This window comes from Fluviicoccus sp. (genome assembly GCF_030646115.1).
Taxonomy (GTDB): Bacteria; Pseudomonadota; Gammaproteobacteria; order Pseudomonadales; family Moraxellaceae; genus Fluviicoccus.
Window position 1 is genome coordinate 252,409 of the sequence record NZ_JAUSMX010000015.1, and the last position, 26,093, is coordinate 278,501.

A 26,093-nucleotide genomic window follows, 5' to 3' on the forward strand; every position below is an offset into this window, starting at 1 on the left:
GGCCATCTGCCTATCAGTTTTGCCGAAGACGGGAAAAATGCAAATGGGATTGGCGGCCAATCCGTGGCCGGATGTCACACCTTACTTGAACGGATTGAATGTCTTCCCCAGCAAATACCGCACCGACTCCGGCACCGGCCGCATGCTGGCGGCAATGGCCTTGTTCACCTTGCCCGGCACGCAGAACGGCTTGCCTTTCATCACTGCCTCGTAACCCTCCTTCACCACCTCTTCCGGCTGCTGCCACAGGAAATCCGGGAACTTGTTGGTGGTGTCGCGGGTGCCCATCACATCGTGGAATTCGCTCCAGGTGAAACCGGGGCACAGAGCGGTGACATGCACGCCGTACGGCTTCAACTCCATATCCAGCGACTGCGAGATGTTCAGTACATAGCTCTTGATGCCGGTGTAAAGCAGGCTTTCACCCGGTGGCGCGAAGGCGGCAATCGACGACAGGTTGATGATGCGGCCCCAGCCGCGCGCCTTCATGCCGGGCGCCACGCGGTGCGCCAGTTCGGTGACGGCGGTGATCATCAACTGGATTTCCCCGGCCAGCTCCTTCCACGGTGCATCCACGAATTTGCTCTTGCCGGAGAGCCCGGCGTTGTTGACCAGGAAGTCGATGGTCAGGCCCTGACGGTCGGCAAAGTCGATGATGGCGGCCGGGGCGGCGGGATCGGTGAGGTCGGCGGCAAACACATCGCAGCGGATGCCGTGGGCGGCGGTCAGCTCCTGCGCCAGTTCGCGCAGGCGTTCTTCACGGCGGGCGACCAGCAACAGGTTGTAGCCTTCAGCGGCCAGAAAACGGGCGAAGGTGGCGCCGATACCGGCTGAGGCGCCGGTGATGAGGGCGGTGCGTTGGGACATGGGATGACTCCTGGAAAGTGACGGTTCGGTAGTGGGGTTAGCCCTGGCGCAGGCCGGGCACTTCCTTGCTCAGGTTGAAGGAACGGCGCGGCTTGCCGATGTCGCCGCGGTAAGGGCCGCCGGGACCGGTCAGCAGGAACGGCAAGGGGGTGCGGCGCTGGTTGTCGGTAAAGCCCCAGGTGCCGATGCCAAGATAGACGCCCGCCTCCACCCGCCGGAGTTCATCGACCATATGGATGTCGCCGCAACGGGACTGGAAGGCCCGGTAAACCAGGGTATAGGCCGGTTTGCCGTCGTACCGGGACGGGGCGATCAGCGTCTGCATGGGGAAATGCTGAACGGTGCGGCCGCGCAATTGAAAGGTGTTGTAGCCCCGGCCCTGCGTCTCGCTGACCGGACGGAAGGCCTTGCACAGCCAGACGCCCAGCAGGAAGGGATTGTAGACCGCCGCATAACCGGCCACGGTGGCGGCCAGCGACGGCTGCTTCAGCAACTGCGCGGCAAATTCCCCGTTCATCTCGGTCAGGGCAGGCGCTTCCAAGCGGCTAAACAGCGCCATCAGTTCGGGGACGGCCATCTGCCGGATGGCGGCGACGGTGGGCAGGTCGGTGGATGACATGGGCGGGACACCTTCTTGAACGGGATTCAAGGTTGAAAGACTAGCATATCTTGAATACAATTCAAGAACCTTCCATCCCCTTTTCCGGAATTCCTCCATGGCCCGCAACAAGCGTGATATCGACCGCCAGTCCAAGCAGGATGAGATCGTGGCCGTGGCCCGGCGGTTGTTTCTGGAGGAAGGCTACGAGGCGGCATCGATGGCGCGGGTGGCGCGGGAAGCCGGGGTGGCCGCCAATACCCTCTACTGGTATTTCACCGACAAGGATGCCTTGCTGATTGCGGTGCTGAACGGGCTGGTATTGGAAGCGCTGGCCGCCCATGCCGGGGTGCAGGCGATGCCGCTGAAGGAACAGCTGTTATGGCTGATTGCCCGCTTCGAACAGGCTCACCGGCTGGTGCTGACGGTGCATGCGCGGCTGGAAGCGTCAGAATCGGTGCGAACCTGGCATGACCAGTTCCACGGCATGCTGGAAGGGATGGTGATCGGGCAACTGACGGCGCGGGGGATGGCGGCTGAAGAAGCGACCATCACCGCCACCGCGGGCATGTTTATCGTGGAAGGCCTGCTGTCGCACCCGCATACGGCGCGGCAGCGGGAACAGGTGATTGCCTGGCTGGCGGGGCGTAGTGACGATGCGAAACTGATCACACTTCAGGGCAACTGACTGTCACATATATTGTCGCCCTGACTCTGGTCTGGCAGTATCAGCCTCGCGGATCATCCGCGTTACAAAAAACATACCATTTCTCAAGGAGTGAATACATGTCCGGCATACCCATGGTGATTTTCATCAGCGGTCTGGTTATCCTGTTCGTTTACAGTCTGATCAATCTGATTCAGGCATTCAAGGCATCTATTCTGTGGGGGCTGGGCTCGCTGTTTGTGCCCTTCGTCCTGTACATTTTCGTGGGCATGCACTGGCAAACCACCAAACGCCCCTTCCTCATGAGCCTGGCCGGTGCCGGCCTGATGGTGCTCAGTGCACTGATCGCGGCGATGACCGGCTCCGGTTCCGCAAGCTGATTCAGGGGATAACGGGGTGAGCACCCTCACCCCTTCGCCACCAACTCCCGCATCATCGCCAGCACCGGCGCGGTTTCCGGTCGCACGTGCCGCCAGATGTAGAAACTCTCCGCCGCCTGCTCCACCAGCATCCCCAGCCCATCGCTGACCTGAGCCGCGCCCTGCGCCCGCGCCCAAGCCATGAACGGCAGTTCGCCCTTGCCGTAGGCCATGTCATAGGCGCAGGCGCATTCGGCCAGGATACCGGCAGGCACCGGCGGCAGTTCGCCGCTGAGCGAGGCCGACGAGCCGTTGATGAGGATATCGACACTGCCCGCCGGGATGTCTTCGTAACGCGCCGCCGCCACATCTCCGTCCCCCTTGAACAGATCCGCCAGCGTTTCCGCCTTCTCCGGCGTGCGGTTAACAATGTGCAGAGAAGCGATGCCCGCCGCCAGCAGCGGTCCGATGACACCACGCACCGCGCCACCCGCGCCGATGATCAGCACCCGCTTCCCTTCCAGAGTCCAGCCGTGGTTTTGCGTCATGTCGCGGACGATGCCGATGCCGTCGGTGTTGTCGCCATAGATGCGGTCGTCCTTGCCGCGCATCAGGGTGTTGACCGCCCCGGCCTGTCTGGCGCGCTTCGAGAGTACTTCGCTGAGGGCGTAGGCCTGCTCCTTGAACGGCAGGGTGACGTTGAGGCCGCGGCCACCGTCAGCGAAAAATTGCGTGACGAAGGGGGTGAAGCTGTCGAGCGGCCCAAGCAGGGCCTCGTAGCTGAGGTCCTGGCCGGTCTGCTCGGCGAAGGTGCGGTGGATGATCGGGGATCGACTGTGGGCGATGGGGTTGCCGATGACGGCGTAGCGGTCGGTCATGTGGGGGGATTCGATATTTAGGGGGATTTGGGGGGAAGACTAGCGCAGTGCACAGAGGTCGCCAAGTGAAATGTACTCCCTCTCCCCATGTGGGAGAGGGCCGGGGAGAGGGGTACGGAAAGTCGCCCGAACACCCCGCCCCTACACTTGACGACCGGCGTCCGCCTGCCGCGGGCCTTACTTTTGTCTTGGCAAAAGTAAGCAAAACCGCTGTCCTGCGCCAAACTCGCGCACGGCCTGCTCTCCGTTACACCACCCCGCTTTCCTCTCTCCGCTGTCCGGCACGCTAGCTCAAACAGTGGCTTCGGACAAAAGACAAAAGCTGCTTTCAGGCTGTCTGTGGTTGTACGCTGATCGCCTTGCCCTTTCCGCTCCACGGAAACGCATATTTGACGATCCGCTTGGTGACCTGGCCGAATTGGGTGAGCAGCGAACCTTTGTTATACCGGATGCCATAACGGGCACAGATGGCCTGCACTTCCGGGGCAATTTCCGCATAACGGCAGGCAGGAATATCCGGGTACAGGTGGTGTTCGATCTGGTGGCTGAGGTTGCCGCTGAGGATGTGGAACAGTTTGCCGCCGGTGAGGTTGGCGGAGCCGCGAATCTGCCGCCAGTACCAGTGGCCACGGGTTTCGTTGTCGACGCATTCCTTGGGGAAGACTTCAGCATCAGTGGTGAAGTGGCCGCAGAAGATAATGGTGAAAGTCCACAGGTTGCGGATGCCGTTGGCGGCGAGGTTGCCCAGCAGCACTGGCAGGAAGAAGGGGCCGGCGAGCAGCGGGAACAGGACGTAGTCCTTGAGCAGCTGGCTGCGGATCTTCTTTTGCAGGGGGATCCATTGTTCCTTGAGTTCGGCCCAGGACTTCTTGCCGTTGGCGACGCGGCCCAGTTCCAGGTTCTGGATGGCGACACCCCACTGGAACAGCAGCGCGAAGAGGACGGCGTAAACCGGCTGGAACAGGTACATGGTCTTCCAGCGCTGTTCGGGGAACAGGCGCAGCAGGCCGTAGCCGACGTCGTCATCCATACCGCGCACGTTGGTGTAGGTGTGGTGGCGGAAGTTGTGGGTGTAGCGCCAGTTGTCGCTGGTGCCGACGATGTCCCATTCGAAGGTCTTGCCGTTGAAGGCGGGGTCGCGCATCCAGTCGAACTGGCCGTGCATGACATTGTGGCCCAATTCCATGTTGTCGAGGATCTTGGACACGCCCAGCAGCGCGGTTCCCGCCAGCCAAGCGGGCGGGAAAATACCAGCCATCAGCAGGCCGCGCCCGGCGAGGCCGGTGTAGCGCACCGCCTTGTGGATATTGCGAATGTAGGTGGCGTCACGTTCGCCGATGTCGGCGAGGACGCGGTCGCGCAGGGCGTCGAGTTCGGCGGCCAGGGCGGTGAGCTGGGCTTCGCTGAGCTGGGAATTCAGGGCATATGGCAGGGCGGCGGTCATGGCGGTGTCCGTGTCAATTCAAGAAGGTCAGAGGTCGAGCGTCAGGTCGGTTTGCGGGCGACTGATGCACAGGCGCACCTGGCTGCCTGCTTCGTCCTGCATCTCGCCGGTCAGGCGGTTGCGGCTGCTGCCCGACTGCTGCCGGCAACTGCAGGTATGGCAGATGCCCATGCGGCACCCCGATTCCGGGCGGATGCCCTGCGCTTCCAGTCCGTCCAGCAGCGTCTGCGCGGAGGACAGGGTGACGGTGCGGGCGCTGCGCGTCAGGGTGACGGTGACGGCACGTTCGGTATCGGCCGCAGGATTTTCCGGCAGGGTGAAGGCTTCGGCGGTGAAGCTGCGCACCCGGCCCTGCAGCAGTTGGCGGGCGCTGTCGGCAAAGCCGAAGGGACCGCAGGCCATGACCTGTTGCGTGGCGAGGGTCGGCAGCTGTGCGGCGAGGAATTCGGTGGAGAGGCGGCCGTTCAATTCGCCCTTCAGGAGGACGGGTTCACGGGTGAGTATGGTCAACAAGCGGAAACGGCGGTCGCGACCGGCCAACGCCTGCAATTCATTGAGGAAACAGAGGTCGGCGCGGGTTTGCGCCCAGTAAGCCAGCGTCACGGTCACCGGGGCATCGCCATCCAGCAAAGCACGCGTCAGGCTCATCACCGGGGTGATGCCGCTGCCGGCGGCGAGCAGCAGGTAATCCCCGGCCGGATGGGCAGGCAGGGTCATCTCGCCAAAGGCCTGACCCAGTTCCAAGATGTCGCCGGGACGGGTGTGCTGGCACAGTTGCGTGCTGACCTTGCCGCCCTCCTCCTGACACACGGTGATGGCCAGACGGCCGTCGGCGCGGGGGATGTCGCTGAGGCTGTAGCTGCGGGTCAGCCGCGCGCCGTTCACTTCGACCGTGACATTGACGTGCTGGCCGGGACGGAAGCCCTTGAATAGGCGGTTCGGCTGCAGCAGCAGCGTCACCGTCTCCCGCGCCTCCACACGGCGCTCCACCACTTCCGCCCGCACCCGCTCCAGCGACAGCAGGGGATTCAGGCGGCCCGCCCAGAACTCCAGCACCGGGGACGGCAACAGCGGACTAAGCAGGCGGGCGATGCGGGAAGAGCTTTCGGCAGACATGGCGAATCCGGCAAACAAGGGGAATGCCGGTCATTATACATACTGAAATACATATGTCTATACACTTGTATATTAATTACAGCCACACCTGAAGACGTTTTCGACGCTCCGGTCCGGGCTGTGTATAATCAAGCGATGAATCATCACTTTACCCGAAGACAGGCCAACATGTCCCAGTCACCGCTAACCCCCTCCGCCGGCACCCCCGAGACTCCTGACGACGCTCCGGCCGAAGTCCATAACGGTCCCGGCCGCCGGGCCGTGATTTCGCGGGAAGACCTGATCCAGGCGGCGATGAAGCTGGTGGGGCCGAACCGCAGTGTCTCCACCATCAGCCTGCGGGAAGTGGCGCGGGAGGCGGGCATTGCCCCGAACAGTTTCTACCGCCATTTCCGCGACACCGACGAACTGGCGATTGCCCTGATTGATCTGGCGGGCAGTTCGTTGCGGCAGATCATTGGTGAGGTACGACGCCGTGCCAACCGCGAAAGCAGCGTGACGCGCTTGTCGGTGGAAGTGTTCATGGAGCAGCTAACCGCCGACGAAGGCTTCCTGTCGTTGCTGCTGCGCGAGGGGCCGGTGGGCTCCACGGCATTCAAGCAGGCGGTGGAACGGCAACTACATTATTTTGAAGAAGAGTTGAAGGAAGATCTGGTGCGCCTGTCAGCGCTGCACGGGCGTTCGCTGTTCGAGCCGGGACTGGCGGCAAAGGCCATAACCCGGCTGGTCTTCACCATGGGCGCCACGGCGCTGGATATTCCGAAAGAGCGTCATCCGGAGGTGATCGACCAGACGGCGACCATGGTGCGGATGATCCTGGTGGGGGCGGAAACGATGGTGCTGCGGAAGGACAAGGACTAAACCGCCCTTCCCTCCCTGCCATTCAAAACTCGTTGCGGATGGCCCGGTAGCCGTGCACCAGATCCAGATTCACCCGCGCCACGCTCTCGGAAAAATCGTGGGCGTGGTTGGTGACCGGTTGCAGGGTTGAGGTATCCGACTCATGGTTCACCTTGTGGCAGGACGGCACATACACCCCCGGCGGAATCTCCCGGCTGTCGATGACGCAGTTGTGCCGCACCACCGCATAGTCCTGCACTGTCGCGTTGTACACCACCGAATTGAAACCGATGAAGACATGGCTGCCGATCCAGCACGGCCCGTGGATGATCGAACGGTGGGCAATCGACGTATGTTCCCCAATCACCACCAGCCCGCCCGCCTTGGAGTGAATCACCACCCCGTCCTGGATGTTGGAATGCGCGCCAATCACGATTGGCTCCATATCCCCGCGCTCATTGACCTCGTCTGCGCGGATCACCGCATAGGGGCCGATGAAGACGTTCTCATGGACAATCACCTGACCGATCAGGATGGCTGTCGGGTCGACAAAGGCGCTTTCATGCACCACCGGAATGTCACCGCGCGGATTACGCCGGATCATGGGATTTACCCCGCTCGTACCCGTGGGAACAGCACGTTGTTTTCCAGATGGATGTGCTCCATCAGGTCGTCAATGAAGGCTTTGGCGCCGCTGTAGAGCGCCCGCCAGGTATTGCAGGCATCGGCGGGCGGCACACCGTTGTGGATGGCGGCGCGCAGGCGGTCCAGACGACGGCCGTGTTCCTCGTGCTCGCACTCCATGGCGCCCATCGCCATTTCCGGGTTGGGGCCGCGCCCGGTCATGATCATCGGGAACAACACGCATTCTTCCTTCTGCATGTGCAGCTCCAATTCTTCCCGCATTTCCTTGAGCATGGCCGGAAGTCCGTCCGGGCAATCGGCGCGGTCGCCGTGCACCGACTCCACGCGCTGTGCCAGCCGGATCAGTTCCGGCAGTTGCTCGCGGTGGCGCTCGTGGAAATCGCGATAGATATGGTCGATCAGTACCGACAGGTCGACGGTATTCCAGTCCTTCTCCGCCAGTGGGTCTTTTTCCAGCGCAATCAGGTCGCGGACGATCATCGCGCCGTCCAGCTGTTTCTTCTGCACCAGTTGCTGCAGCGAATTCCTGCCGCCGCAGCAGAAGTCGATGCCGTATTTCTGGAAGACTCCGGTGGCGCCCGGCACTTGGGCGGCGATGTGGCCGACCGGGGAATTCAGGTAATCCATGGGAACCTCCGTTAATTGAGAGTTCATCAATTCATGCTGATAACCGGCAGCCAGGTCTTGCCCATCTGGATGCCGCGGATGTTGCTGCCCGCCACCAACTTTTGAAGGTAGACGGTGACGGCCTGACGGCAGGATCGTGCTTCCAGCTCGCCGCGAATGATCAGCGCGACATCGTCATAAGGCAAGGTTTGGCCGTCCGGGCCCAGCAGCCGGTGCGCTTGCGCAGCATAGAATTCGCGACAGGCCTCTTCACCCGGCGCGTCGACGCGGATCACCCGCGCCAGCAGGCTGTCGATCAGCTCGGCTTCATCGTTGTCGATCTGCGCGACGGCTTCGCGATGCGCCTCCTGCAACAGCAATTCGCGCAGCACCAGCGCCTCGGCGGCGCGCTGCCAGGCTTCCTGGCGGCTTTGCGCGGGATGGTACTGCATTTCCTGGCCGATAACGGCTTCAGGGATTTCTTTGTGGTTGACGATGACGGGGGTCATGGGGTTTCTCCTGCTTTTGGTCCCCTCTCCCCCTGTGGGAGAGGGTTAGGGAGAGGGGTGCGGAAAGTCGCTCGAACACACCGGCAGCTCAAGAGCGACCGCCGTACCCCTCTCCCCGGCCCTCTCCCACAAGGGGAGAGGGAGTTTCAATTACCGCGCATTCCGACTGCGCACAATCTGATACCCCGGCCGCAGCAGATACCACACCGGCGCGCTGATGACATGCACCAGCCGGGTGAACGGCGCCACCACGAACAGCGACAGGCCCAGCCAGATATGCACCTTGAAGATGATGCTTTCTTCCAGAATGAAATCAGCAGCGCCGCTGCGGAAGGTGACGATGTGCTGCGCCCATTCCGCCAGCTTCATCATGCTGCTGCCGTCCATGTGCTGCGCGGAAACAAAGATGGTGCTGAGGCCGAGCGTGACCTGGATGAACAGCATCCACAGCACCAGCCAGTCGCTGAAACGGGTGTGGGCGCGCAAGCGCGGGCTGTTCAGGCGGCGGGTAATCAGCAGGTACAGGCCGATGAAGCACAGCGTGCCGAAGATGCCGCCCGCGACCATCGCCAGCAGCTGCTTGTTCTCGACGCTGATCACCTGCACGTACAACGCATGCGGGGTGAGCAGGCCGACCAGATGGCCGACGATGATCAGCAGCACGCCGATGTGGAACAGGTTGCTGCCCAGCCGCAGGCTGCTGCGGTCCAGCAACTGGGAGGAACTGGCCTTCCAGCTATACTGCTCGCGGTCGAAGCGGATGACGCAGCCGATGATGAACACCGCGAAGGCGATGTAGGGATAAATGCCGAACAGCAGGGTGTTCAGCCAGTTTGCCATGGAATCCATAATCATATCCTCGTATCAGGGCCGGCCGGCGGCGCTGCTGCAGGGGGCGGTGTTGTCCAGGAAGCGGACTTCAGCGTCCTGCCAGGCGGCGTCAATGTCTTCTTCCTGCGCCGGTTCGCTGGCGATCAGCGGGCGCACGCCCACCAGTTCTTCCAGTGCGGAAAACACCAGGCCATAGGCGGAGTCGTGATTGCGCAAGCGAGCGCCCAGCGCCTGAATGACGTGAAGCGGCTCCTTGAGCAACGCCATCGCTTCGTCCAGCGGCAGCACCGACAGGAACTCCAGGAACATCGGCAGATAGTCCGGCAGCTCGTGGCCATCGGTCAGTTCCAGGCCGTGCTTGGCGTAGACGTTGATCAGGTCGACCATGGCCGGGCCGCGGTCGCGTGATTCGCCGTGCACATGTTCAAACAAGTGCAGCGACAACGAACGGGTGCGGTCGAACAGGTTGACGTAGGTCTCCTGCACATCCCAGCCGTCACCGGCCTGGATGTCCTGGGCAAAACCCAGCAGGGCGCGGCGGGTGCCTTCCGACAGGCTGCGCTCTTCGCGCAGCACGTCGATCACGGCGGTCAGCTCCTTGCGCATCGCGTCATCGGGATACATCAGCAGGTGGCTGAGCGCCCGGAAAGTCAGCGGATTACTCATGAGTGCCTCCCCACAGGTTGGGCTTGCGTTGCTTGCCGAACAGATCGGCGTCGTTGTCGCCGTTGGAGCAGCCGTTGCCGAAGGTGAAACCGCAACCGGAACGCACATCAAAGGCGCGGCCGGCGTATTCGCGGTGGGCGCTGGGGATGACGTAGCGGTCTTCGTAGTTGGCAATGGCCATGTAGCGGTACATCTCTTCCACCGTGGCGGCGTTGATGCCGGTCTGTTTGAGGACGGCGACATTGCCCTCCCCGTGCAGTTGCTGCTCGCGCTTGTAGACGCGCATCGCCAGCATCCGCTCCAGCGCCAGCTTCACCGGCGCTTCGTTGCCGCCGGTCAGCAGGTTGGCCAGGTAACGCAGCGGAATGCGCAGCGAGTTGACGTCGGGGATGACGCCGTTGCTGCCCATCTGGCCCTTGGCGTGGGCGTTCTGGATCGGCGACAGCGGCGGGATGTACCAGACCATCGGCAGCGTGCGGTATTCCGGGTGCAGCGGGAAGGCGATCTTCCACTCCATCGCCATCTTGTAGACGGGCGAACGGCGTGCGGCCTCCATCCACGAATCGGGAATGCCTTCCTTGCGGGCGGCTTCGATCACGGCGGGGTCGTTGGGGTTGAGGAAGATGTCCAGCTGCGCCTGATAGAGGTCGCCGTCGTTTTCGACGCTGGCGGCCTGTTCGATGCGGTCGGCGTCATACAACAGCACGCCGAGGTAGCGGATGCGGCCGACACAGGTTTCCGAGCAGACGGTGGGTTCGCCCATTTCGATGCGCGGGTAGCAGAACACGCACTTCTCCGACTTGCCGGACTCCCAGTTGAAGTAGATCTTCTTGTAGGGACAGGCGGAAACGCACATGCGCCAGCCGCGGCACTTGTCCTGGTCGATGAGGACGATACCGTCTTCCTCGCGCTTGTAGATGGCGCCGCTGGGACAGGCAGCCACGCAGGCGGGGTTGAGGCAGTGCTCGCACAGGCGCGGCAGGTACATCATGAAGGTGTTTTCGAACTGGCCGTAGATGTCCTTTTCGACGGCTTCGAAGTTGTAGTCCTTGCTGCGCTTGCTGAATTCGCCGCCGAGGATTTCTTCCCAGTTCGGGCCTTTCTCGATCTTTTCCATCACCTTGCCGGTGATGACCGACACCGGACGGGCGGTCGGGGTCACTTTCGAGGTCGGCGCATTCTGCAAATGCGTGTAGTCGAAGGTGAACGGCTCGTAGTAGTCGTCGATGGTGGGCAGGTCATGGTTGGCGAAGATGTTGGCAAGGATGCGCCACTTCGCCCCGAGCTTGGGCCGGATGCTGCCGTTGGCCAGCCGTTCCCAGCCGCCGTTCCAGCGTTCCTGGTTTTCCCAGTCGTCGGGATAGCCGATGCCGGGCTTGGTTTCGACGTTGTTGAACCACGCGTATTCCATGCCCTGCCGCGACGTCCAGACGTTCTTGCAGGTGACGGAGCAGGTGTGGCAGCCGATGCATTTGTCCAGGTTGAGGACCATGCCGATTTGTGCGCGTATTTTCATGGTGTTTACTCCTGACCCTGACGGCTGGCCAGATCGCCTTCGTTGCCCCATTCGACCTTGTCCATCTTGCGCAGGATGATGAACTCGTCGCGGTTGGCGCCGACGGTGCCGTAGTAGTTGAAGCCGTAGGACTGCTGGGCATAGCCGCCGATCATGTGCGTGGGCTTGGTGACGGTGCGCGTGACCGAGTTGTGCATGCCGCCGCGTTTCTGGGTGATTTCGGACAGCGGCACGTTGGTCAGCTTTTCCTGGGCGTGGTACATGAAGATCGCGCCTTCAGGAATGCGTTGCGACACCACCGCCCGCGCCACCAGCGCACCGTTGACGTTGTAGGCTTCGATCCAGTCGTTATCGACAATGCCGATCTTTTTGGCGTCGATTTCGCTGACCCAGACAATCGGGCCGCCGCGCGACAGCGTCAGCATCAGCAGGTTGTCGGTGTAGGTGGAATGGATTCCCCACTTCTGGTGCGGGGTGATCCAGTTCAGCACCACCTGCTTGCGGTCATCGCTGTGGGCGTCCAGCGCCGGTTTGATCGTCTTCAGGTCGACCGGCGGTTTGTAGACGCACAGTTCTTCGCCGAAGGCGCGCATCCACGGGTGATCCTGGTACAGCTGCTGGCGGCCGCTGAGGGTGCGCCAGGGGATCAGCTCGTGGACGTTGGTGTAACCGGCGTTGTAGCTGACATGCTCGGACTCGATGCCCGACCAGGTGGGCGAGGAGATGATCTTGCGCGGCTGCGCCTGTACATCGCGGTAACGGATGGCATCGTCTTCACGCGGCACCGCCAGATGGCTGTGGTCGCGGCCGGTGAATTCCGACAGCGCCGCCCAGGCTTTGACCGCGACATGGCCGTTGGTTTCCGGGGCCAGCGACAGGATCATTTCGCAGGCGTCAATGGCGGTGTCCAGGCGCGGGCGGCCCTTGGCGACACCGTCCGCCACCAGATGGTTCAGTTCACCCAGCAGCTTCACTTCCTTCTTGGTATCCCAGCTGATGCCCTTGCCGCCGTTGCCGAGTTTCTCCAGGTTGGGGCCAATGGAGGTGAAACGGGCGTAGGTGTTGGGGTAGTCGCGCTCGACGACGACGATGCTGGGCAGGGTCTTGCCGGGAATGGGCTCGCACTCGCCCTTCTTCCAGTCCTTGACGTCGAGGCCCTGCGCCAGTTCCAGCGGGGTGTCGTGCTGGATCGGGGTCAGCACCACGTCCTTTTCCACGCCCAGATGGCCGACGCAGACTTCGGAGAAGCGCTTGGCGATGCCCTTGTAGATTTCCCAGTCGGTGCGTGATTCCCAGGCGGGATCGACGGCGGCCGACAGCGGGTGGATGAACGGGTGCATGTCCGAGGTGTTGAGGTCGTGCTTTTCGTACCAGGTGGCGGTGGGCAGAACGATGTCGGAATACAGGCAGGTGGTGGACATGCGGAAGTCCAGCGTCACCAGCAGGTCCAGCTTGCCTTCCGGCCCCTTGTCCTGCCACACCACTTCCGAAGGCTTCATCGCGCCTTCCTGCCCCAAGTCCTTGTTCATCACGCCGTTTTGCGTGCCCAGCAGGTGCTTGAGGAAGTACTCGTGGCCCTTGCCGGAGGAACCCAGCAGGTTGGAGCGCCAGATGAACATGTTGCGCGGCCAGTTGACGGGATTGTCCGGGTCTTCGCAGGAAAACACGGCGGAACCGCTCTTCAGCGCGCCGACCAGGTATTCGGCCACCGGCTTGCCAGCCTTCTCCGCCAGCGCGGCGATAGTCAGCGGGTTCAGGTTCAGTTGCGGCGCGGACGGCAGCCAGCCCATGCGCTCGGCCTTGACGTTGCAGTCGATCAGGCTGACGTTGGCCCACTCTTTCTCATTGGCCAGCGGCGACAGGATCTCGTTGACCTGCAGTTTCTCGTAGCGCCATTGGTCGCTGTGGGCATAGAAGAAGGAGGTGCCGTTCATGTGGCGCGGCGGACGCACCCAGTCGGTGGCGAAGGCCAGCGGCACCCAGCCGGTTTGCGGGCGCAGCTTTTCCTGGCCGACATAGTGCGACCAGCCGCCGCCACTCTGACCGACGCAACCGCACATCACCAGCAGGTTGATGATGCTGCGGTAGGTCATGTCCATGTGGTACCAGTGGTTCAGCGCCGCACCGACGATGATCATGGACCGGCCCTTGGTAATGGCGGCCGTTTCCGAGAACTCGCGGGCCACCTGGATCACCTGCGCGCGCGGCACGCCGGTGATCTTTTCCTGCCAGGCCGGGGTGTACGGCACATCATCGTCGTAGCTGATGGCGGTATTGTCGCCGCCCATGCCGTTGTCGACGCCGTAGTTGGCCAGGAACAGGTCATAGACCGTGGCGACCAGCATGTCCTTGCCGTCCTTGTCCTTCAGGCGCAGGGCGGGCACGGCGCGGGGGATGATGTCGCCGTGGTCGGTATGCTGGAAGTGCTCGTGCGGGATGTTGCCGAAGTACGGGAAGCCGACCAGCGCCACTTCGCGGTTCGGGGCGTCCTTCAGGCTGAGGCGCAATTTGACGTCTTCACCGGAGAGCGCCTTTTCTTCCAGGTTCCACCTGCCCTTCTCGCCCCAGCGCGAGCCGATGGAGCCGTTGGGCAGCACCAGCTTTTCAGTATTGCCGTCGATGGCAACGGTCTTCCACTCGGGGTTGTTGGTGGCGCCGAGGTTGTCCGGCAGGTCGGAAGCACGGATCTGGCGCTCGGCAACCCACAGGCCGTCCTTCTGCACCAGCCGCACCAGCATCGGCATGTCGGAATACTGGCGAGCGTAATCCTGGAAGTACGGAGTCTGCTGCTTGACGAAATGCTCGGTCAGCACCACATGGCCCATGGCCATGCCCATGGCGGCGTCGGTGCCCTGCTTCGGGTTCATCCACAGGTCGGTCAGCTTCGCCACTTCCGAGTAGTCGGGGGTGACGGAAACCGTCTTGGTGCCCTTGTAGCGCACTTCGGTGAAGAAGTGGGCGTCCGGCGTCCGCGTCTGCGGCACGTTGGAGCCCCAGGCGATGATGTAGGCCGAGTTGTACCAGTCGGCGGACTCGGGCACGTCGGTCTGTTCGCCCCAGGTTTGCGGGCTGGACGGCGGCAGGTCGCAGTACCAGTCGTAGAAGCTGAGGCAGTTGCCGCCGATCAGCGACAGGTAACGCGCACCGGCGGCGTAGGACACCATCGACATCGCCGGAATCGGCGAGAAACCGGCGATGCGGTCCGGGCCGTGGGTCTTGGCGGTGTAGACGTTGGCGGCGGCGATGATCTCGTTCACTTCCTCCCAGCTGGTGCGGACAAAACCGCCCAAGCCGCGATGCGACTGGTAGTCGCGCACGGCGGCCTTGTCCTGCTGCAGCATGGCCCAGGCCTTGACCGGGTCCTTTTCACGTGCCTTCAGCTCGCGCCAGGCCTTGACCAGCTTGCCGCGCGCCATCGGGTATTTCACCCGGTTGGCGCTGTACAGGTACCAGCTGTAGGACGCGCCGCGGGCGCAGCCGCGCGGCTCGTGGTTGGGCAGGTCGGGACGAGTGCGCGGGTAATCGGTCTGCTGGGTTTCCCAGGTCACCAGGCCGTTCTTGACGTAGATTTTCCAGCTGCAGGAACCGGTGCAGTTCACGCCGTGGGTGGAGCGCACGATCTTGTCGTGCGACCAGCGGTTGCGGTAGGCATCTTCCCAACGACGGTTCTCGTTGGTCTTGATGCCATGGCCGTTGCTGAACTCTTCCTTGGGTTGGCGGAAGAACATCAGGCGGTCGAGGAAGTGGCTCATGGCATTCTCCTTAGCAGGGCATTTCGGCGTTCTTGCGACTGTAGAACCACCAGGTGACGATCAGGCAGGTCGCATAGAACAGGATGAAGGCATACAGCGCACCCACCGGGGAGCCCATCAGGGCGATGGAGGTGCCGTAACTCTTGGGAATGAAGAAACCGCCGTAAGCGCCGATGGCGCCGGAAAACCCGAGCACGGCGGCGGCTTCCTTGTTGGCGTTCTGCAGCACCTGATCGCGGGTCATGGCCTTGTTGCTTTTGGCCAGCCGCTCATGATGGGTGAGGAAGATCACCGGAATCATGCGGAAGGTGGAGGCGTTGCCGATGCCGGTCAGCGCGAACAGGCAGAGGAAGGCGGCGAAGAAGCCCTGGAAATTACCGCCGGTCAGTACGCCGTCGACCTTGCCCGGCATGAAGTTGATCACCGCGCACACGGCCACCACCATCAGCACAAAGCTCCAGAAGGTAACGCGCGCCCCACCCAGCTTGTCGGCAACAATGCCGCCGAGGGGACGGGCGATGGCCCCGACCAACGGGCCGAGGAAAGCGATCTTGGTGGGGTCCACATCCGGAAACAGGCCCTTGATCAGCAGCGGGAAACCGGCGGAGAAGCCAATGAAGGAACCGAAGGTGCCCAGATACAGCCAGCACATCAGCCAGTTGTGCTTGCGCTTGAAGATCACCGACTGCTCGGAGAAGGAGGCCTTGGCGGAAGCGATGTCATTCATGCCGAACCAGGCGGCGATGGCCGACAGCGCAATGAACGGCACCCAGATGAAGCCGGCGTTTTGCAGGAACACGGACTTGGACACCCCGTCCTTGACGATGGTTTGCGGATCGCCGCCCAGCGCGCCGAACACGCCCAGGGTGATGACGATCGGAACGATGAACTGCATCGCCGACACGCCCAGGTTGCCCAGACCGGCGTTCATGCCGAGGGCATAGCCCTTCTGCGCCTTGGGGAAGAAGAAGTTGATGTTCGACATCGACGAGGAGAAGTTGCCGCCACCAAAACCGCAGAGCAGCGCCAGCATCATCATCGTCGGGTAGGACGTTGTGGGGTCCTGCACCGCGTAGCCGATGCCGATGGCGGGCAGCAGCAGCGAGGCGGTGGAGATGGCGGTCCAGCGACGGCCGCCGAAGATCGGCACCAGGAAGGAATAGAAGATCCGCAGCGTCGCGCCCGACAGCGCCGGCAGCGCGGTCAGCCAGAACAGCTGGTTCTTGGTGTAGTTGAAGCCCACATCCGGCAGCTTCACCACCACCATGCTCCACACCATCCACACCGCAAAGGCCAGCAGCAGGCAGGGAATGGATATCCACAGGTTACGATTGGCAATCGACTTGCCGGTCTCGTTCCAGAAAGCCGGGTTTTCCGGCTCCCACTTCTTCAGGACAGAAGACATAAGGCTTCTCCGTTAATTAAGAATCAGGCGCTTGCATGCGGGGTTTGGGTGGCCGTCTTCATCACATCGATGCGGCGGACTTCGGTCAGGTAGTTCCAGGTCAGTGATACCCAGACAATCCCGTACATCAGCATGAAGCAGGAGGTGCGGACGCCGGTGAGGTCCTGCAGCGCGCCGAACATGATCGGCAACACGAAGCCGCCCAGGCCGCCCGCCAGGCCGACCACGCCCGACACCGCGCCGATGTTGTGGCCGAATTCATCCCCGATGTACTTGAAGACCGACGCCTTGCCGAAGGCCCAGGCCACGCCCATGATTCCCATCAGCGCGGTAAAGACATAGACATTGAGGCCGATATGGAAGGTGGTGTAGCCGTCCACGGTCTTAATGGTGAAATCGGTTTGCGGGTACGACAGCAGGAACAGGCAGACCCAGGACACCCACAACACCCACCAGGTGACGTTGTGCGCGCCGAACTTGTCGGAGAGCCAGCCGCCCACCGCGCGCAGCACCCCGCCGGGCAGCGAGAAGCAGGCAGCCAGCAAGGCGGCGTTCTTCATGTTGAAACCGTATTCACCCACGTAGTACTGCACCATCCACAACGCCAGCGCCACATAGCCGCCGAAGACGATGGAGTAGTACTGGCAGTACTTCCAGACACGCGGGTCCTTCAGCACCACCAGCTGCTCGCGCAGGGTGACGGACTTGCCGACCAGATGCTTGGGATCGCTGTAGCTGAACATCCAGAACAGGATGGCCGCCACCAGCATCACCCCGGCATAGACATGCGGCACCGCAGTCCAGCCAAAAGCGGCCACCAGCGCCGGTGCCACGAACTTGTTGACCGCCGCCCCGGAATTGCCCGCGCCGAACACGCCCATGGCCATGCCGCGCTGGTTGACTTCAAACCAGCGCGCCACATAGGGGGTGCCCACCGAGAACGAACCGCCCGCCAAGCCGACAAACAGCCCCAGCACCAGAAAATGCCAGTAGGCGGTGGCGTAACCGATCATCCAGATGGGAATGACGCAGATCAGCATGATCAGGAACAGCACATTGCGGCCGCCGTACTTATCGGTCCAAGCCCCCAGCCAGAGGCGGGACAGTGAACCGGTCAACACCGGCATCGCCGTGAGCAGCCCGAATTCCGTGGCGTTCAGACCCAGCATCTTCTTGATCGGAATACCGATGACGCCGAACATCATCCACACCATGAAGCAGACGGTGAAGGCCATGGTGCTGCTGGCCAGTACCGAATATTTCTGGGCGTTGCGGGAAATAGCCATAAGGGAATGCTCCTCGGGAGGTTAGCGCCAGAATACGTACAAACCGCAAGGGAATTCATCGGTCGGTGGCGCAGTCGCGGGCTTCCGGAAGGCGGGCCGTTCCCTCGCCGAACGGCTAGGTCGGGGCTATACCAAAGTGTGTTTAAATGGCGGACATGGCCACCTTCATCGACACCCTCAAAACCCGCCTCACCGCCAAGATCACCGGCATGCTGCTGGGCGCCATGGTCTTTGCGCTGGTGGCGATCGGCTATACGCTGCTGCTGTCGTGGGAACTGGAAGGCGCGGCCGCCGCCATCAATGACAGCGGCAGCCTGCGCATGCGCGCCTGGAAAATGGCGGCGATCATCAACCAGGCCGAAGGCGATGCCGGTCTCAGCGACAGCCAGGCCGCCGAACTGCAACAAACGCGTGACGAATTCGAGCAAACCCTGAGCGGCCTGAGCGCCGGCGACCCGCAACGGCCGCTGTTCCTGCCCCGGGAAAACCACATCCGCAGCAACATCCGCAGCCTGCAAACCTACTGGCGTGACAGCTTCGCCCCATCACTGGACCGCATGCTGCGCGAAAGGCATATCCGCCCTGCCGCCGCTGCCGCCCACGAACTGGCCACCCGGCATTTTGTGGCGCAGATTCACGCCACCGTCGGCCTCATTGAACAGGAATACGCCCGCCAGACCTTCTGGCTGCGCTCCTCGCAAATGGCGCTGATTGTGCTGGCGATCTGTGGTTCGCTGGTGATGATCATGCTGCTGCACCTGATGATCGTCACCCCCGTCACCCGCCTGCACCAGGGCCTGCAACGCATGAGCGCCGGCGATTTCGGCGTGCGCCTGCCGGTGGAAGGCCGGGATGAATTCGCGCAACTGGCCGAAGGCTTCAACACCATGGCCGACGAATTGCAGCAGGTCTATGACAGGCTGGAAGAACGGGTGCAGGAAAAGACGCTGCGGCTGGCCGAGAAAAACCGCCACCTCTCCGTGCTCTACGACATCAGCAAGGACTTCAACCGCCCGCAGAGCATGGAAGACATGTGCGCGCTGTTCATGCGCCGCATCGTCCCCGAATTCGGCGCGGCGGGCGGCACAGTAAGGCTGATCGACCGCAGTGCCGACCGCGTCTATCTGGTGGTGGAAGAAGGCATCCCCCCCACCCTGTCGCAACAGATGCAATGCCAACAACTGGGCAGCTGCTTCTGCACCATCGCCGCCCAACGCGGGCGGACTTCCGTCAATCACCTCAACAACCGCTGCGCCCCGAATTTCTCGCATTGCCTGGAGGCGGGATTTGCCGTGGTCATGGCCATCCCCATCCGCTCCTCGGACAAGAAACTGGGCATCTTCAACCTGCATTTCATGGAAGACCGCCATCTGGGGGCGGAAGAAGTGCAGTTGCTGGAAGCGATGGGGCAGCATCTGGGCATCGCCATCGACAATCAGCGGCTGGCCGTGCAGGCCAAGGAACTGGCGATTGTGGAAGAACGCAACCTGGTGGCGCAGGGCCTGCATGACAGCGTGGTGCAAAGCCTCAGCTTCCTGAACCTGCACCTGCAACTGCTGAAGGAAGCCGTGGGCAAAGGTGACTTCTCGCAGGTGGCGGAAACCATCCCGCTGCTGCAGACCGGCGTGCAGCAGGGCTATGAAGATTTGCGCGAACTGATGGGCAACTTCCGCACCCGCCACGACGAAACCCAGCTCGAAGCCGCCATTGGCGCGGTGATCCGCCGCTTCACCGAACAGACCGCCATTCCGGTCGACCTGAAGATTGACAACAGCGGCGCGCCGCTGGCCAACGAGGAGCGGTTGCAGATCCTGTTCATTTTGCAGGAAGCGCTGTCGAACATCCGCAAGCACGCCCAGGCCACCGTGGTCAGCGTGCGGGTGCTGAACCGCGCCGACTTCGACCTGACCGTCACCGACAACGGCATCGGCTTCAACCCCGAGGCCGTGCTGTCCAGCCTGCACACCCACATCGGCCTGAAGATCATGCGTGAGCGCGCCACCCGCGCCCATGCGGAGTTGCTGCTAGACTCAACCCCGGGGCAAGGCACCACGCTGAGCCTGCACCTGCCGCGCGAACAACGGCAAAAAGCCTGAGGACACCCCATGAGCCCCATCCGAATCCTGCTGGTTGATGACCACACCCTCTTCCGCAGCGGTGTGCGCGCCCTGCTGCAACGCCAGACGGATATCGAGATTGCCGGGGAAGCCGGAGAAGGCTCGGAAGCGCTGAAGCTGATCCGCTCGCTGAAACCCGACCTGGTGCTGCTTGACCTGAACATGCCGGGCCTGTCCGGGCTGGAAGTGCTGAAGCTGGCGCTGGAGGAAAACCCGCAACAGGCAATCATCATGCTGACGCTGTCGGAGGAGTCGCGGGATTTGATGGTGGCATTGCAGACCGGGGCGCGCGGTTATCTGCTGAAAAACAGCAATGTGGATTATCTGGTCAACGCCATCCGCATGGTGGCGATGGGCGGCACGGCGATTCAGCCGGAAATGGCAGGATCACTGGCGGCGGGCCTGCGGCAGATGAAGAAGGACGAGCATGAGCCGGAGGAGAAGGAGCATCTGACGGCGCGGGAAAAGGAAGTGCTGAAGCTGGTGGCGGCGGGACAAAGCAACAAGGAAATTGCGCGCGGACTGGATATCGGCGAAAGCACGGTAAAGTTCCATATCCAGAGTATTCTGCGCAAGCTGAACCTGACCAGCCGGGTGCAGGCGGCGGTGTATGCGACACAGGGAAAGGGGGAGGTTTGAGTTTTGTAGGTCGGGCTTCAGCCCGACGATGTCCCCCGTTCGGAGGGTGGTGTCGGGCTGAAGCCCCCCCACACGGGGCGATCAAATCATCCAGCCCCGCCCAACACCCCGCCCAGCCGGTCCAGATTCTGCTCATTCCCCGGCCCGGCAACCGCGCGAACCGCCTCCGCCACCCCGGCATTTTCAAACGCCTGAACCCACAGCACCCGGGTTCCCTCCTTCACCGGCTGAAGAGACACCGTCAACGTAAAGTACGGCTGACAAACGTGCTCAATCACCACTTTTTTCCCCGGCTCAAGCTCCTTGAACACACACTCGTTGGGATAATCGGTCCCGTCCGGGCCATGCATCACGAAGATCCAGTGCCCCCCGACCCGGAATTCAAAAACCTTAAAGGTATTGGTGAATCCATTCGGCCCCCACCATTGCGCCAAGCGGTCCGGGTCGGCAAAGGCGGCATAAATGACATCCGGCGTATAGGGAAGGATGCGCTGTGTCTGCAACACATGTGAGACGGGTACTGACGTTTCCATTGCGAAGGCTCCGGCCATGAACACCCCGAAGATGCCTGACGACACCCGCAGGGTGCAAGCGCCCGGTGGTCCTTCCCGACAAAAACTCCAGGCATCACGTTAAACCGCCATCTGCAACTGGATGCGATGTGCGTGATGATCAAAACGACACTGGGCGAAATGCCGGGCGGGAAACCGGCATACCGCCTATGCTGTACGTTAAAGGAGCAGCATCATGAACGGCCGCATTGAACACGACACCATGGGCGAAATTGTTGTGCCCGAAGGCGTCTATTGGGGCGCACAAACCCAGCGCAGCCTGCAGAACTTCAGGATTGGCGATGAACGCCTGCCGCGCCCGTTGATCCGGGCGCTGGCGCTGGTCAAGAAAGCTGCCGCGCTGGTCAACACCGAACTGGGACAACTGGAGCCTTCGCTGCTGGCGCTGATTTTACCGGCGGCGGACGAAGTCATGGCCGGTCAATGGGATGACCAGTTTCCGCTGGTGATCTGGCAAACCGGCTCCGGCACCCAAAGCAACATGAACTGCAACGAAGTGATCGCCAACCGCGCCAACGTGCTGGCGGGCAAGCCGCCGGGCAGTCAGAGCCCGGTGCATCCCAACGATCACGTCAACCGCTCCCAGTCCACCAACGACGTCTTCCCCTCCGCCCTTCATATCGCCGCCGCCACCGGCATGCGTCAACAGCTGATTCCCGCCGTCACCGCCTTGCGCCAGACGCTGCAACGCAAGGCCGAGGATTTTGCCGCCATCGTCAAGATCGGCCGCACCCATTTGCAGGACGCCACGCCGCTGACGCTGGGCCAGGAATTCAGTGGCTATGTCAGCCAGCTGGACCATGGCCTGAAACGGCTGGAGCAGGCGCTGGGAGACCTGTATGAACTGGCCATTGGCGGCACCGCCGTGGGCACCGGTCTGAACACGCACCCGGAGTATGCCGTGCGGACAGCGGCGAAGATTGCCGAACTGACCGGCCTGCCCTTTGTCAGCGCCCCCAACAAATTCGAGGCGCTGGCGGCGCGGGATGCCGCCGTGCAAACCTCCGGGGCGTTAAAAACGTTGGCGGTGAGTTTGAACAAGATAGCCAATGATGTGCGCTGGCTTGCCAGCGGCCCGCGCTGCGGCATCGGCGAGTTGCGCATTCCCGAAAATGAACCGGGCTCCAGTATCATGCCCAGCAAGGTTAACCCGACGCAGGCCGAAGCCCTGACCATGGTTGTAGCGCAAGTGCTGGGCAACGATGTCACCATTTCCATGGCCGGGGCTTCCGGGAATTTCGAGCTGAACGTGTATATGCCGGTGATCAGCCTCAACCTGCTGCAATCCATTCGTTTGCTGGGCGACGCCTGCAACAGTTTCAACGAACATTGCGCGATGGGCATTGAACCGGTACCGGAAATCATCGACCGGAATTTGCATCATTCGCTGATGCTGGTGACGGCGCTGAATCCGAGAATTGGCTATGACAATGCGGCGAAGGTGGCGAAGCAGGCATATCGGGAGGGAAAGACGCTGAGGGCGGTGGTCATGGAACTGGCGCTGATGAGCGGGGAGGAATTTGATGCACTGGTGCGGCCGGAGGCGATGGTGGGACCGGGGGTGTAATGTGTCTCCCCGGATGAAATGGGTGCAGCCTGAGTCAGCCGGATTTCCCGGCTATTTCAGCACCACTGCGATCAGCGCCGCCACGCTGCCCAAGCCAACCACCAGCACAATAGCCGCGCGCAACAGCGCCGTGTTAATCGCCTTGCTCACTTCGACAATGGCCTGATTCGCGGTGCGGCCGATTTCCTGCACAATTTTCTCCGCATCCGAGGTGACTTCCACTCGTTGATGGGTAATGGCGTTGGTGATCTCGGCGGTGAGGCCTTGCAAGGTCAGCTGCACCTTCTCCAGTGTATCGGTGACAATGCGGTCGGCGGAGCCTTCCAGTTCGCGGGTCAGGGTTTCGCTGGTGCGCTGGATGGAGTCTTCCAGTTCCTTCACCAGTTGACGCGCTTCGTTGAAGGTTTCCTGCTTGGTCTGGTCGGTGAGCGTGGAGAGGTCCGCCAGGATGCGCGGATAGAATTTGTGTTCGAAACGGCGGACGGCGTCCGGCACCACCAGATGAAAGTCGGTCATGCCGTAATCGGGCCGTGCGTGTCCTTCCTCAATGCAGACACTGCATCCCCGCCCCTTGCGGCCTTCCAGCGAGACATAGTTTTTCAGATGACCCGCATGCTGCTTGCATACCGGCTTCTCGCAGGAAACACAGTTTTCCAGTCCCTTCTCTTCATTGCATTGGTAACAGGTAGCCATGATCAGGTGTGACTCCAGAATTGACGGGCAAAAAAGGCCGGAGAGATTGGAACTCGCCGTCGCTGAGGGTTGGCGCGCGGGACAGACTTCCCTGAGTAACGGGTATCACTGACGCTACACCAAAACCGGCCAACGCGCATCCCGCAGATATTTCCGTGCCCTGACTGGTAACTTGATGCTGATCACGTTAAAAAGCCGGATATCTTCCGCCTGTCCGGCCCTGAATCATGATTGTCCGTCCCCGCGAGCACTGGCTGCGCATGCTGTTCATCTGGCGCGGCTCCGTGCTGCCGCGCATCCTGCCGCAACTGGCCGCCGTCACCGGCATTGCCTGCCTGGTCACGGTGCTGCATGGGCAGCTTTATCACCTGAAAGTACCGCTTACCTTCGTGCCCTTCACCCTGATCGGCATAGCGCTGGCGGTCTTCCTCGGCTTCCGCAACAGCGCCAGCTATGACCGTTACTGGGAAGGCCGGAAACTGTGGGGCATTGTGTTGGGGGAAAGCCGTACGCTGGCGCGGCAGATACTGACCATGCCGCATGCTGTCGAAGCGCCGCGACAACGCCAAGCGGTGCTGACGCTGGCGGCCGTGACCTACGCCCTGCGCCATCAGTTGCGTCGCACCGACGCCGCGCCTGACCTGCAACGGCTGCTGCCGCCGGAGGTTCTGGAAACACTGCGGACGGCGCAGTTCGTCCCGAACCTGCTGGTGCTGGATCTGGCGCGGCAGCTGCAAACCTGGCGGCAACAGCAGCAACTGGACGCCCTGCCCGCCACGGAAATGGAACCGCCGCTGGCGCGGCTGACCGACGCCATCTGCGGCTGCGAACGGCTGAACAGCACGCCGTTGCCGTACCCCTATTCCGTGATCATGCACCGCACCACCTACCTCTACTGCTTCCTGCTGCCCTTCGGGCTGGTGGACGCCATCGGCTGGACCACGCCGCTGATGGTGGCCTTTATCGCCTATACCTTCTTTGCGCTGGAAGCCTTGAGTGATGAGCTGGAAGAGCCTTTCGGGACCAGCGCCAATGACCTGCCATTGGAGGCGATGTGCGTGATGATTGAAACGACGTTGCGGGAAATGCTGGGCGATGGGGAGTTGCCGAAAGCCGTGGAGCCGGTGGATTATGTGTTGCTGTGAGCGTCCGGGCGGCCCGGATCTTTACCCAGCACCCAAAACACCGCCGACAACAACGCAATGGTGCTCTCCAGCGCCAGCAACATCAGCACAAACCCGTTCGGCAGGCCGTCCAGCCCGATGCTGATCAGCCGCCCCGCCGCCAGTCCGCCCACCAGCAGCGCCTGCACCATCAACGCGGGCCGCGTCATGGACGGCAGTAACGCCCCGATCAGCAACAGCAAACCGATACCGATCTGCAGCCCGCCATAATTGGCGCGCAGCTCATTCAGCGCACTGACGGAGTTCGAGGTGATTTCCACCGGAGCCAACGCGGCCAGCGGGTCGTGAAAGGTGGCAAGGCCGATGTAGATAAACGCCAGCGCGCAGAGCACCAGGAACAGCTTGACCAGACGAGACATGGCAGACTTAGTCCTCCGTGATGCGGTAGGGAAAAGGCTCCTCGAATTTAGCGAGCTTGGCCAGTCTGCGCATACCCAGAACCGACACATAAGGGGCATTGCGCATGATGGCGTTGACCGCCCAGGACGGGATATTTCCCCCCGGATTTATCGAACCCTCCAATTCCAGCCGTGTTTCCGCACCCATCGGCGTCAGCTTGATGTCAAAGGTGAATTCAGGAACCCGCACCAGGCCGGAAGACAGAGGCAGGACATTCGGAGCCGCATCAATGTGGAAAGTGAGATAGCCGCGCTTCTTCGAATACGGCTGTGCCTGCAGGCGCAATACAATGTCACGATCCGGCACAGGCTGCGGCACGTTGACTTTCAGGTAAGCGTAAAATTCGGTGTCGGATATCTTTTTGACCTGCCGGGACTCAAAGCATTCCCAGAAGTAGCGCTGCAGGTTGTCTGCATCCAGAATGGTCTTGGCGACGCGCTCCATCGGGGAGTCCATGATCGCTTCAAGCTTGAAAGAACGGACGGCCTTGCCATCCTCAATCTTGTACCAGGCCACGATATTGGTTCGGCGGTCATCGCGGATCTTGATCCACTGGTTGCGTACTGCCCGTTCCTGAAACTGGTCAAGGCCATCATCATCATTATTAGTATTGGCAGCCATCGCGACCCAGGGCTGCATGCCCATGAACAACGCCAGCAAGCCGGCCCCCATCACCTTCCGCATTTTCATCCCCTCAAACCCTTATGCGCCTTCGGCAAAGGCACTCTTATTGTTATGCTGCCACTCACTGATCTTAACATTAATCAATATCAATACCTGAAAATCTGCACCGGCTGCGAAATACGCATTTGACCAGCGAGCTGGTGTCATAGTGGGGCGAAGGCGCAGCTGCGGTGGATCATGGCCGCAGAAATGAACAAGACTGACTCTGTCCAATTTGCCAAGTACCCTGTCCCGTTTTGCTGTGTCCGCAGCA

At 61.8% G+C, this 26,093-nt stretch carries 25 protein-coding genes; 7 read left to right on the forward strand and 18 right to left on the reverse strand.

Features of this window, described 5'->3' with window-relative positions; translation table 11 throughout:
• Positions 1-81 precede the first annotated feature (81 nt).
• On the reverse strand, positions 82-867 hold the full coding sequence (locus Q7T36_RS11620) for an SDR family oxidoreductase (protein WP_304848391.1): 786 nt from the start codon (positions 865-867) through the stop codon (positions 82-84).
• 37 nt (positions 868-904) lie between these two features.
• Positions 905-1,486 carry a hypothetical protein gene (locus tag Q7T36_RS11625; protein ID WP_304848394.1) on the reverse strand — a complete coding sequence of 194 codons (582 nt, stop codon included), beginning with the start codon at positions 1,484-1,486 and terminating at the stop codon, positions 905-907.
• A gap of 97 nt (positions 1,487-1,583) precedes the next feature.
• Between Q7T36_RS11625 and Q7T36_RS11630 the strand changes: the two genes are divergently transcribed.
• Both Q7T36_RS11630 and Q7T36_RS11635 read left to right on the forward strand, forming a co-directional pair.
• Complete coding sequence (locus Q7T36_RS11630) at positions 1,584-2,153, forward strand: TetR/AcrR family transcriptional regulator (RefSeq protein ID WP_304848397.1); 570 nt, start codon at positions 1,584-1,586, stop codon at positions 2,151-2,153.
• Positions 2,154-2,251: 98 nt separating this feature from the next.
• The gene (locus tag Q7T36_RS11635; RefSeq protein ID WP_304848399.1) at positions 2,252-2,512 is read left to right on the forward strand and encodes a hypothetical protein; all 261 of its coding nucleotides are present in this window, start codon (positions 2,252-2,254) and stop codon (positions 2,510-2,512) included.
• A 26-nt stretch (positions 2,513-2,538) separates the two neighbouring features.
• Here Q7T36_RS11635 and aroE read toward each other — a convergent pair whose 3' ends face one another.
• From aroE to Q7T36_RS11650, 3 genes are all read right to left on the reverse strand, one after another.
• A complete protein-coding gene (aroE, locus tag Q7T36_RS11640) occupies positions 2,539-3,369 on the reverse strand; it encodes a shikimate dehydrogenase (protein ID WP_304848402.1) in 831 nt (276 codons plus the stop codon).
• A gap of 328 nt (positions 3,370-3,697) precedes the next feature.
• Entirely contained in the window at positions 3,698-4,813 is a 1,116-nt protein-coding gene (locus tag Q7T36_RS11645; protein ID WP_304848405.1) for an acyl-CoA desaturase, read from the reverse strand.
• A gap of 27 nt (positions 4,814-4,840) precedes the next feature.
• Entirely contained in the window at positions 4,841-5,929 is a 1,089-nt protein-coding gene (locus Q7T36_RS11650) for a ferredoxin reductase (protein ID WP_304848408.1), read from the reverse strand.
• A gap of 168 nt (positions 5,930-6,097) precedes the next feature.
• Between Q7T36_RS11650 and fabR the strand changes: the two genes are divergently transcribed.
• Positions 6,098-6,790 (forward strand): HTH-type transcriptional repressor FabR, encoded by a 693-nt coding sequence (gene fabR, locus Q7T36_RS11655; RefSeq protein ID WP_304848410.1) that lies wholly within the window; start codon positions 6,098-6,100, stop codon positions 6,788-6,790.
• A 22-nt stretch (positions 6,791-6,812) separates the two neighbouring features.
• Here the strand turns inward: fabR and Q7T36_RS11660 are convergent, their stop codons facing one another.
• The 9 genes from Q7T36_RS11660 to Q7T36_RS11700 form a co-directional block, all read right to left on the reverse strand.
• Positions 6,813-7,373, reverse strand: a complete 561-nt coding sequence (locus Q7T36_RS11660; protein WP_304848414.1) for a carbonate dehydratase — start codon at positions 7,371-7,373, stop codon at positions 6,813-6,815.
• Between the two features lie 5 nt (positions 7,374-7,378).
• The gene (ytfE, locus tag Q7T36_RS11665; RefSeq protein WP_304848417.1) at positions 7,379-8,041 is read right to left on the reverse strand and encodes an iron-sulfur cluster repair protein YtfE; all 663 of its coding nucleotides are present in this window, start codon (positions 8,039-8,041) and stop codon (positions 7,379-7,381) included.
• A gap of 26 nt (positions 8,042-8,067) precedes the next feature.
• A complete protein-coding gene (locus tag Q7T36_RS11670) occupies positions 8,068-8,529 on the reverse strand; it encodes a hypothetical protein (protein ID WP_304848420.1) in 462 nt (153 codons plus the stop codon).
• Positions 8,530-8,679: 150 nt separating this feature from the next.
• Positions 8,680-9,378, reverse strand: coding sequence for a respiratory nitrate reductase subunit gamma (narI, locus tag Q7T36_RS11675; protein ID WP_304848423.1), 699 nt, complete (start codon positions 9,376-9,378; stop codon positions 8,680-8,682).
• A 15-nt stretch (positions 9,379-9,393) separates the two neighbouring features.
• Positions 9,394-10,026: a nitrate reductase molybdenum cofactor assembly chaperone gene (gene narJ, locus Q7T36_RS11680; RefSeq protein WP_304848426.1), complete on the reverse strand. Its 633-nt coding sequence runs from the start codon at positions 10,024-10,026 to the stop codon at positions 9,394-9,396.
• Positions 10,019-11,542 carry a nitrate reductase subunit beta gene (gene narH / locus Q7T36_RS11685; protein ID WP_304848430.1) on the reverse strand — a complete coding sequence of 508 codons (1,524 nt, stop codon included), beginning with the start codon at positions 11,540-11,542 and terminating at the stop codon, positions 10,019-10,021. The genes narJ and narH overlap by 8 nt, the downstream gene beginning before the upstream one ends.
• A 5-nt stretch (positions 11,543-11,547) precedes the next feature.
• Positions 11,548-15,294 (reverse strand): nitrate reductase subunit alpha, encoded by a 3,747-nt coding sequence (locus Q7T36_RS11690; protein ID WP_304848433.1) that lies wholly within the window; start codon positions 15,292-15,294, stop codon positions 11,548-11,550.
• A 10-nt stretch (positions 15,295-15,304) separates the two neighbouring features.
• Complete coding sequence (locus Q7T36_RS11695; RefSeq protein ID WP_304848435.1) at positions 15,305-16,699, reverse strand: NarK family nitrate/nitrite MFS transporter; 1,395 nt, start codon at positions 16,697-16,699, stop codon at positions 15,305-15,307.
• Positions 16,700-16,722: 23 nt separating this feature from the next.
• The gene (locus Q7T36_RS11700) at positions 16,723-17,934 is read right to left on the reverse strand and encodes a nitrate/nitrite transporter (protein WP_370690108.1); all 1,212 of its coding nucleotides are present in this window, start codon (positions 17,932-17,934) and stop codon (positions 16,723-16,725) included.
• A gap of 197 nt (positions 17,935-18,131) precedes the next feature.
• Here Q7T36_RS11700 and Q7T36_RS11705 point away from each other — a divergent pair, with 197 nt between their 5' ends.
• Together Q7T36_RS11705 and Q7T36_RS11710 are read left to right on the forward strand one after the other, a co-directional pair.
• The gene (locus Q7T36_RS11705; protein WP_304848441.1) at positions 18,132-20,081 is read left to right on the forward strand and encodes a type IV pili methyl-accepting chemotaxis transducer N-terminal domain-containing protein; all 1,950 of its coding nucleotides are present in this window, start codon (positions 18,132-18,134) and stop codon (positions 20,079-20,081) included.
• Between the two features lie 9 nt (positions 20,082-20,090).
• Entirely contained in the window at positions 20,091-20,741 is a 651-nt protein-coding gene (locus Q7T36_RS11710; RefSeq protein ID WP_304848444.1) for a response regulator transcription factor, read from the forward strand.
• Positions 20,742-20,827: 86 nt separating this feature from the next.
• Here Q7T36_RS11710 and Q7T36_RS11715 read toward each other — a convergent pair whose 3' ends face one another.
• The gene (locus tag Q7T36_RS11715; protein WP_304848447.1) at positions 20,828-21,274 is read right to left on the reverse strand and encodes an SRPBCC family protein; all 447 of its coding nucleotides are present in this window, start codon (positions 21,272-21,274) and stop codon (positions 20,828-20,830) included.
• A 214-nt stretch (positions 21,275-21,488) separates the two neighbouring features.
• On the opposite strand from Q7T36_RS11715, the gene fumC reads away from it, so the two are divergent.
• The gene (fumC, locus tag Q7T36_RS11720; RefSeq protein ID WP_304848450.1) at positions 21,489-22,880 is read left to right on the forward strand and encodes a class II fumarate hydratase; all 1,392 of its coding nucleotides are present in this window, start codon (positions 21,489-21,491) and stop codon (positions 22,878-22,880) included.
• Positions 22,881-22,931: 51 nt separating this feature from the next.
• Here the strand turns inward: fumC and Q7T36_RS11725 are convergent, their stop codons facing one another.
• Positions 22,932-23,573: a hypothetical protein gene (locus Q7T36_RS11725; RefSeq protein ID WP_304848454.1), complete on the reverse strand. Its 642-nt coding sequence runs from the start codon at positions 23,571-23,573 to the stop codon at positions 22,932-22,934.
• 227 nt (positions 23,574-23,800) lie between these two features.
• On the opposite strand from Q7T36_RS11725, the gene Q7T36_RS11730 reads away from it, so the two are divergent.
• Complete coding sequence (locus Q7T36_RS11730) at positions 23,801-24,718, forward strand: bestrophin family protein (protein WP_304848457.1); 918 nt, start codon at positions 23,801-23,803, stop codon at positions 24,716-24,718.
• Here the strand turns inward: Q7T36_RS11730 and Q7T36_RS11735 are convergent.
• Together Q7T36_RS11735 and Q7T36_RS11740 are read right to left on the reverse strand one after the other, a co-directional pair.
• Complete coding sequence (locus tag Q7T36_RS11735; RefSeq protein ID WP_304848460.1) at positions 24,703-25,116, reverse strand: DUF4345 domain-containing protein; 414 nt, start codon at positions 25,114-25,116, stop codon at positions 24,703-24,705. The genes Q7T36_RS11730 and Q7T36_RS11735 overlap by 16 nt on opposite strands.
• A 7-nt stretch (positions 25,117-25,123) precedes the next feature.
• Positions 25,124-25,846: a hypothetical protein gene (locus Q7T36_RS11740; RefSeq protein ID WP_304848463.1), complete on the reverse strand. Its 723-nt coding sequence runs from the start codon at positions 25,844-25,846 to the stop codon at positions 25,124-25,126.
• Positions 25,847-26,093: the final 247 nt, after the last annotated feature.

Excerpts from the sequence above, each read along its gene's own strand:
- Q7T36_RS11705 (WP_304848441.1), top strand. The coding sequence starts at position 18,132 with ATGGCGGACATGGCCACCTTCATCGACACCCTCAAAACCCGCCTCACC.
- aroE (WP_304848402.1), bottom strand. The coding sequence starts at position 3,369 with ATGACCGACCGCTACGCCGTCATCGGCAACCCCATCGCCCACAGTCGA.
- Q7T36_RS11695 (WP_304848435.1), bottom strand. The coding sequence starts at position 16,699 with ATGTCTTCTGTCCTGAAGAAGTGGGAGCCGGAAAACCCGGCTTTCTGG.
- Q7T36_RS11735 (WP_304848460.1), bottom strand. The coding sequence starts at position 25,116 with ATGTCTCGTCTGGTCAAGCTGTTCCTGGTGCTCTGCGCGCTGGCGTTT.
- Q7T36_RS11690 (WP_304848433.1), bottom strand. The coding sequence starts at position 15,294 with ATGAGCCACTTCCTCGACCGCCTGATGTTCTTCCGCCAACCCAAGGAA.
- Q7T36_RS11730 (WP_304848457.1), top strand. The coding sequence starts at position 23,801 with ATGATTGTCCGTCCCCGCGAGCACTGGCTGCGCATGCTGTTCATCTGG.
- Q7T36_RS11645 (WP_304848405.1), bottom strand. The coding sequence starts at position 4,813 with ATGACCGCCGCCCTGCCATATGCCCTGAATTCCCAGCTCAGCGAAGCC.
- fumC (WP_304848450.1), top strand. The coding sequence starts at position 21,489 with ATGAACGGCCGCATTGAACACGACACCATGGGCGAAATTGTTGTGCCC.
- Q7T36_RS11635 (WP_304848399.1), top strand. The coding sequence starts at position 2,252 with ATGTCCGGCATACCCATGGTGATTTTCATCAGCGGTCTGGTTATCCTG.
- narH (WP_304848430.1), bottom strand. The coding sequence starts at position 11,542 with ATGAAAATACGCGCACAAATCGGCATGGTCCTCAACCTGGACAAATGC.
- Q7T36_RS11630 (WP_304848397.1), top strand. The coding sequence starts at position 1,584 with ATGGCCCGCAACAAGCGTGATATCGACCGCCAGTCCAAGCAGGATGAG.
- Q7T36_RS11625 (WP_304848394.1), bottom strand. The coding sequence starts at position 1,486 with ATGTCATCCACCGACCTGCCCACCGTCGCCGCCATCCGGCAGATGGCC.
- Q7T36_RS11650 (WP_304848408.1), bottom strand. The coding sequence starts at position 5,929 with ATGTCTGCCGAAAGCTCTTCCCGCATCGCCCGCCTGCTTAGTCCGCTG.
- Q7T36_RS11670 (WP_304848420.1), bottom strand. The coding sequence starts at position 8,529 with ATGACCCCCGTCATCGTCAACCACAAAGAAATCCCTGAAGCCGTTATC.
- Q7T36_RS11715 (WP_304848447.1), bottom strand. The coding sequence starts at position 21,274 with ATGGAAACGTCAGTACCCGTCTCACATGTGTTGCAGACACAGCGCATC.
- Q7T36_RS11660 (WP_304848414.1), bottom strand. The coding sequence starts at position 7,373 with ATGATCCGGCGTAATCCGCGCGGTGACATTCCGGTGGTGCATGAAAGC.
- ytfE (WP_304848417.1), bottom strand. The coding sequence starts at position 8,041 with ATGGATTACCTGAATTCCCCGGTCGGCCACATCGCCGCCCAAGTGCCG.
- Q7T36_RS11620 (WP_304848391.1), bottom strand. The coding sequence starts at position 867 with ATGTCCCAACGCACCGCCCTCATCACCGGCGCCTCAGCCGGTATCGGC.
- Q7T36_RS11700 (WP_370690108.1), bottom strand. The coding sequence starts at position 17,934 with ATGGCCTTCACCGTCTGCTTCATGGTGTGGATGATGTTCGGCGTCATC.
- narJ (WP_304848426.1), bottom strand. The coding sequence starts at position 10,026 with ATGAGTAATCCGCTGACTTTCCGGGCGCTCAGCCACCTGCTGATGTAT.
- Q7T36_RS11740 (WP_304848463.1), bottom strand. The coding sequence starts at position 25,846 with ATGAAAATGCGGAAGGTGATGGGGGCCGGCTTGCTGGCGTTGTTCATG.
- narI (WP_304848423.1), bottom strand. The coding sequence starts at position 9,378 with ATGGATTCCATGGCAAACTGGCTGAACACCCTGCTGTTCGGCATTTAT.
- Q7T36_RS11725 (WP_304848454.1), bottom strand. The coding sequence starts at position 23,573 with ATGGCTACCTGTTACCAATGCAATGAAGAGAAGGGACTGGAAAACTGT.
- Q7T36_RS11710 (WP_304848444.1), top strand. The coding sequence starts at position 20,091 with ATGAGCCCCATCCGAATCCTGCTGGTTGATGACCACACCCTCTTCCGC.
- fabR (WP_304848410.1), top strand. The coding sequence starts at position 6,098 with ATGTCCCAGTCACCGCTAACCCCCTCCGCCGGCACCCCCGAGACTCCT.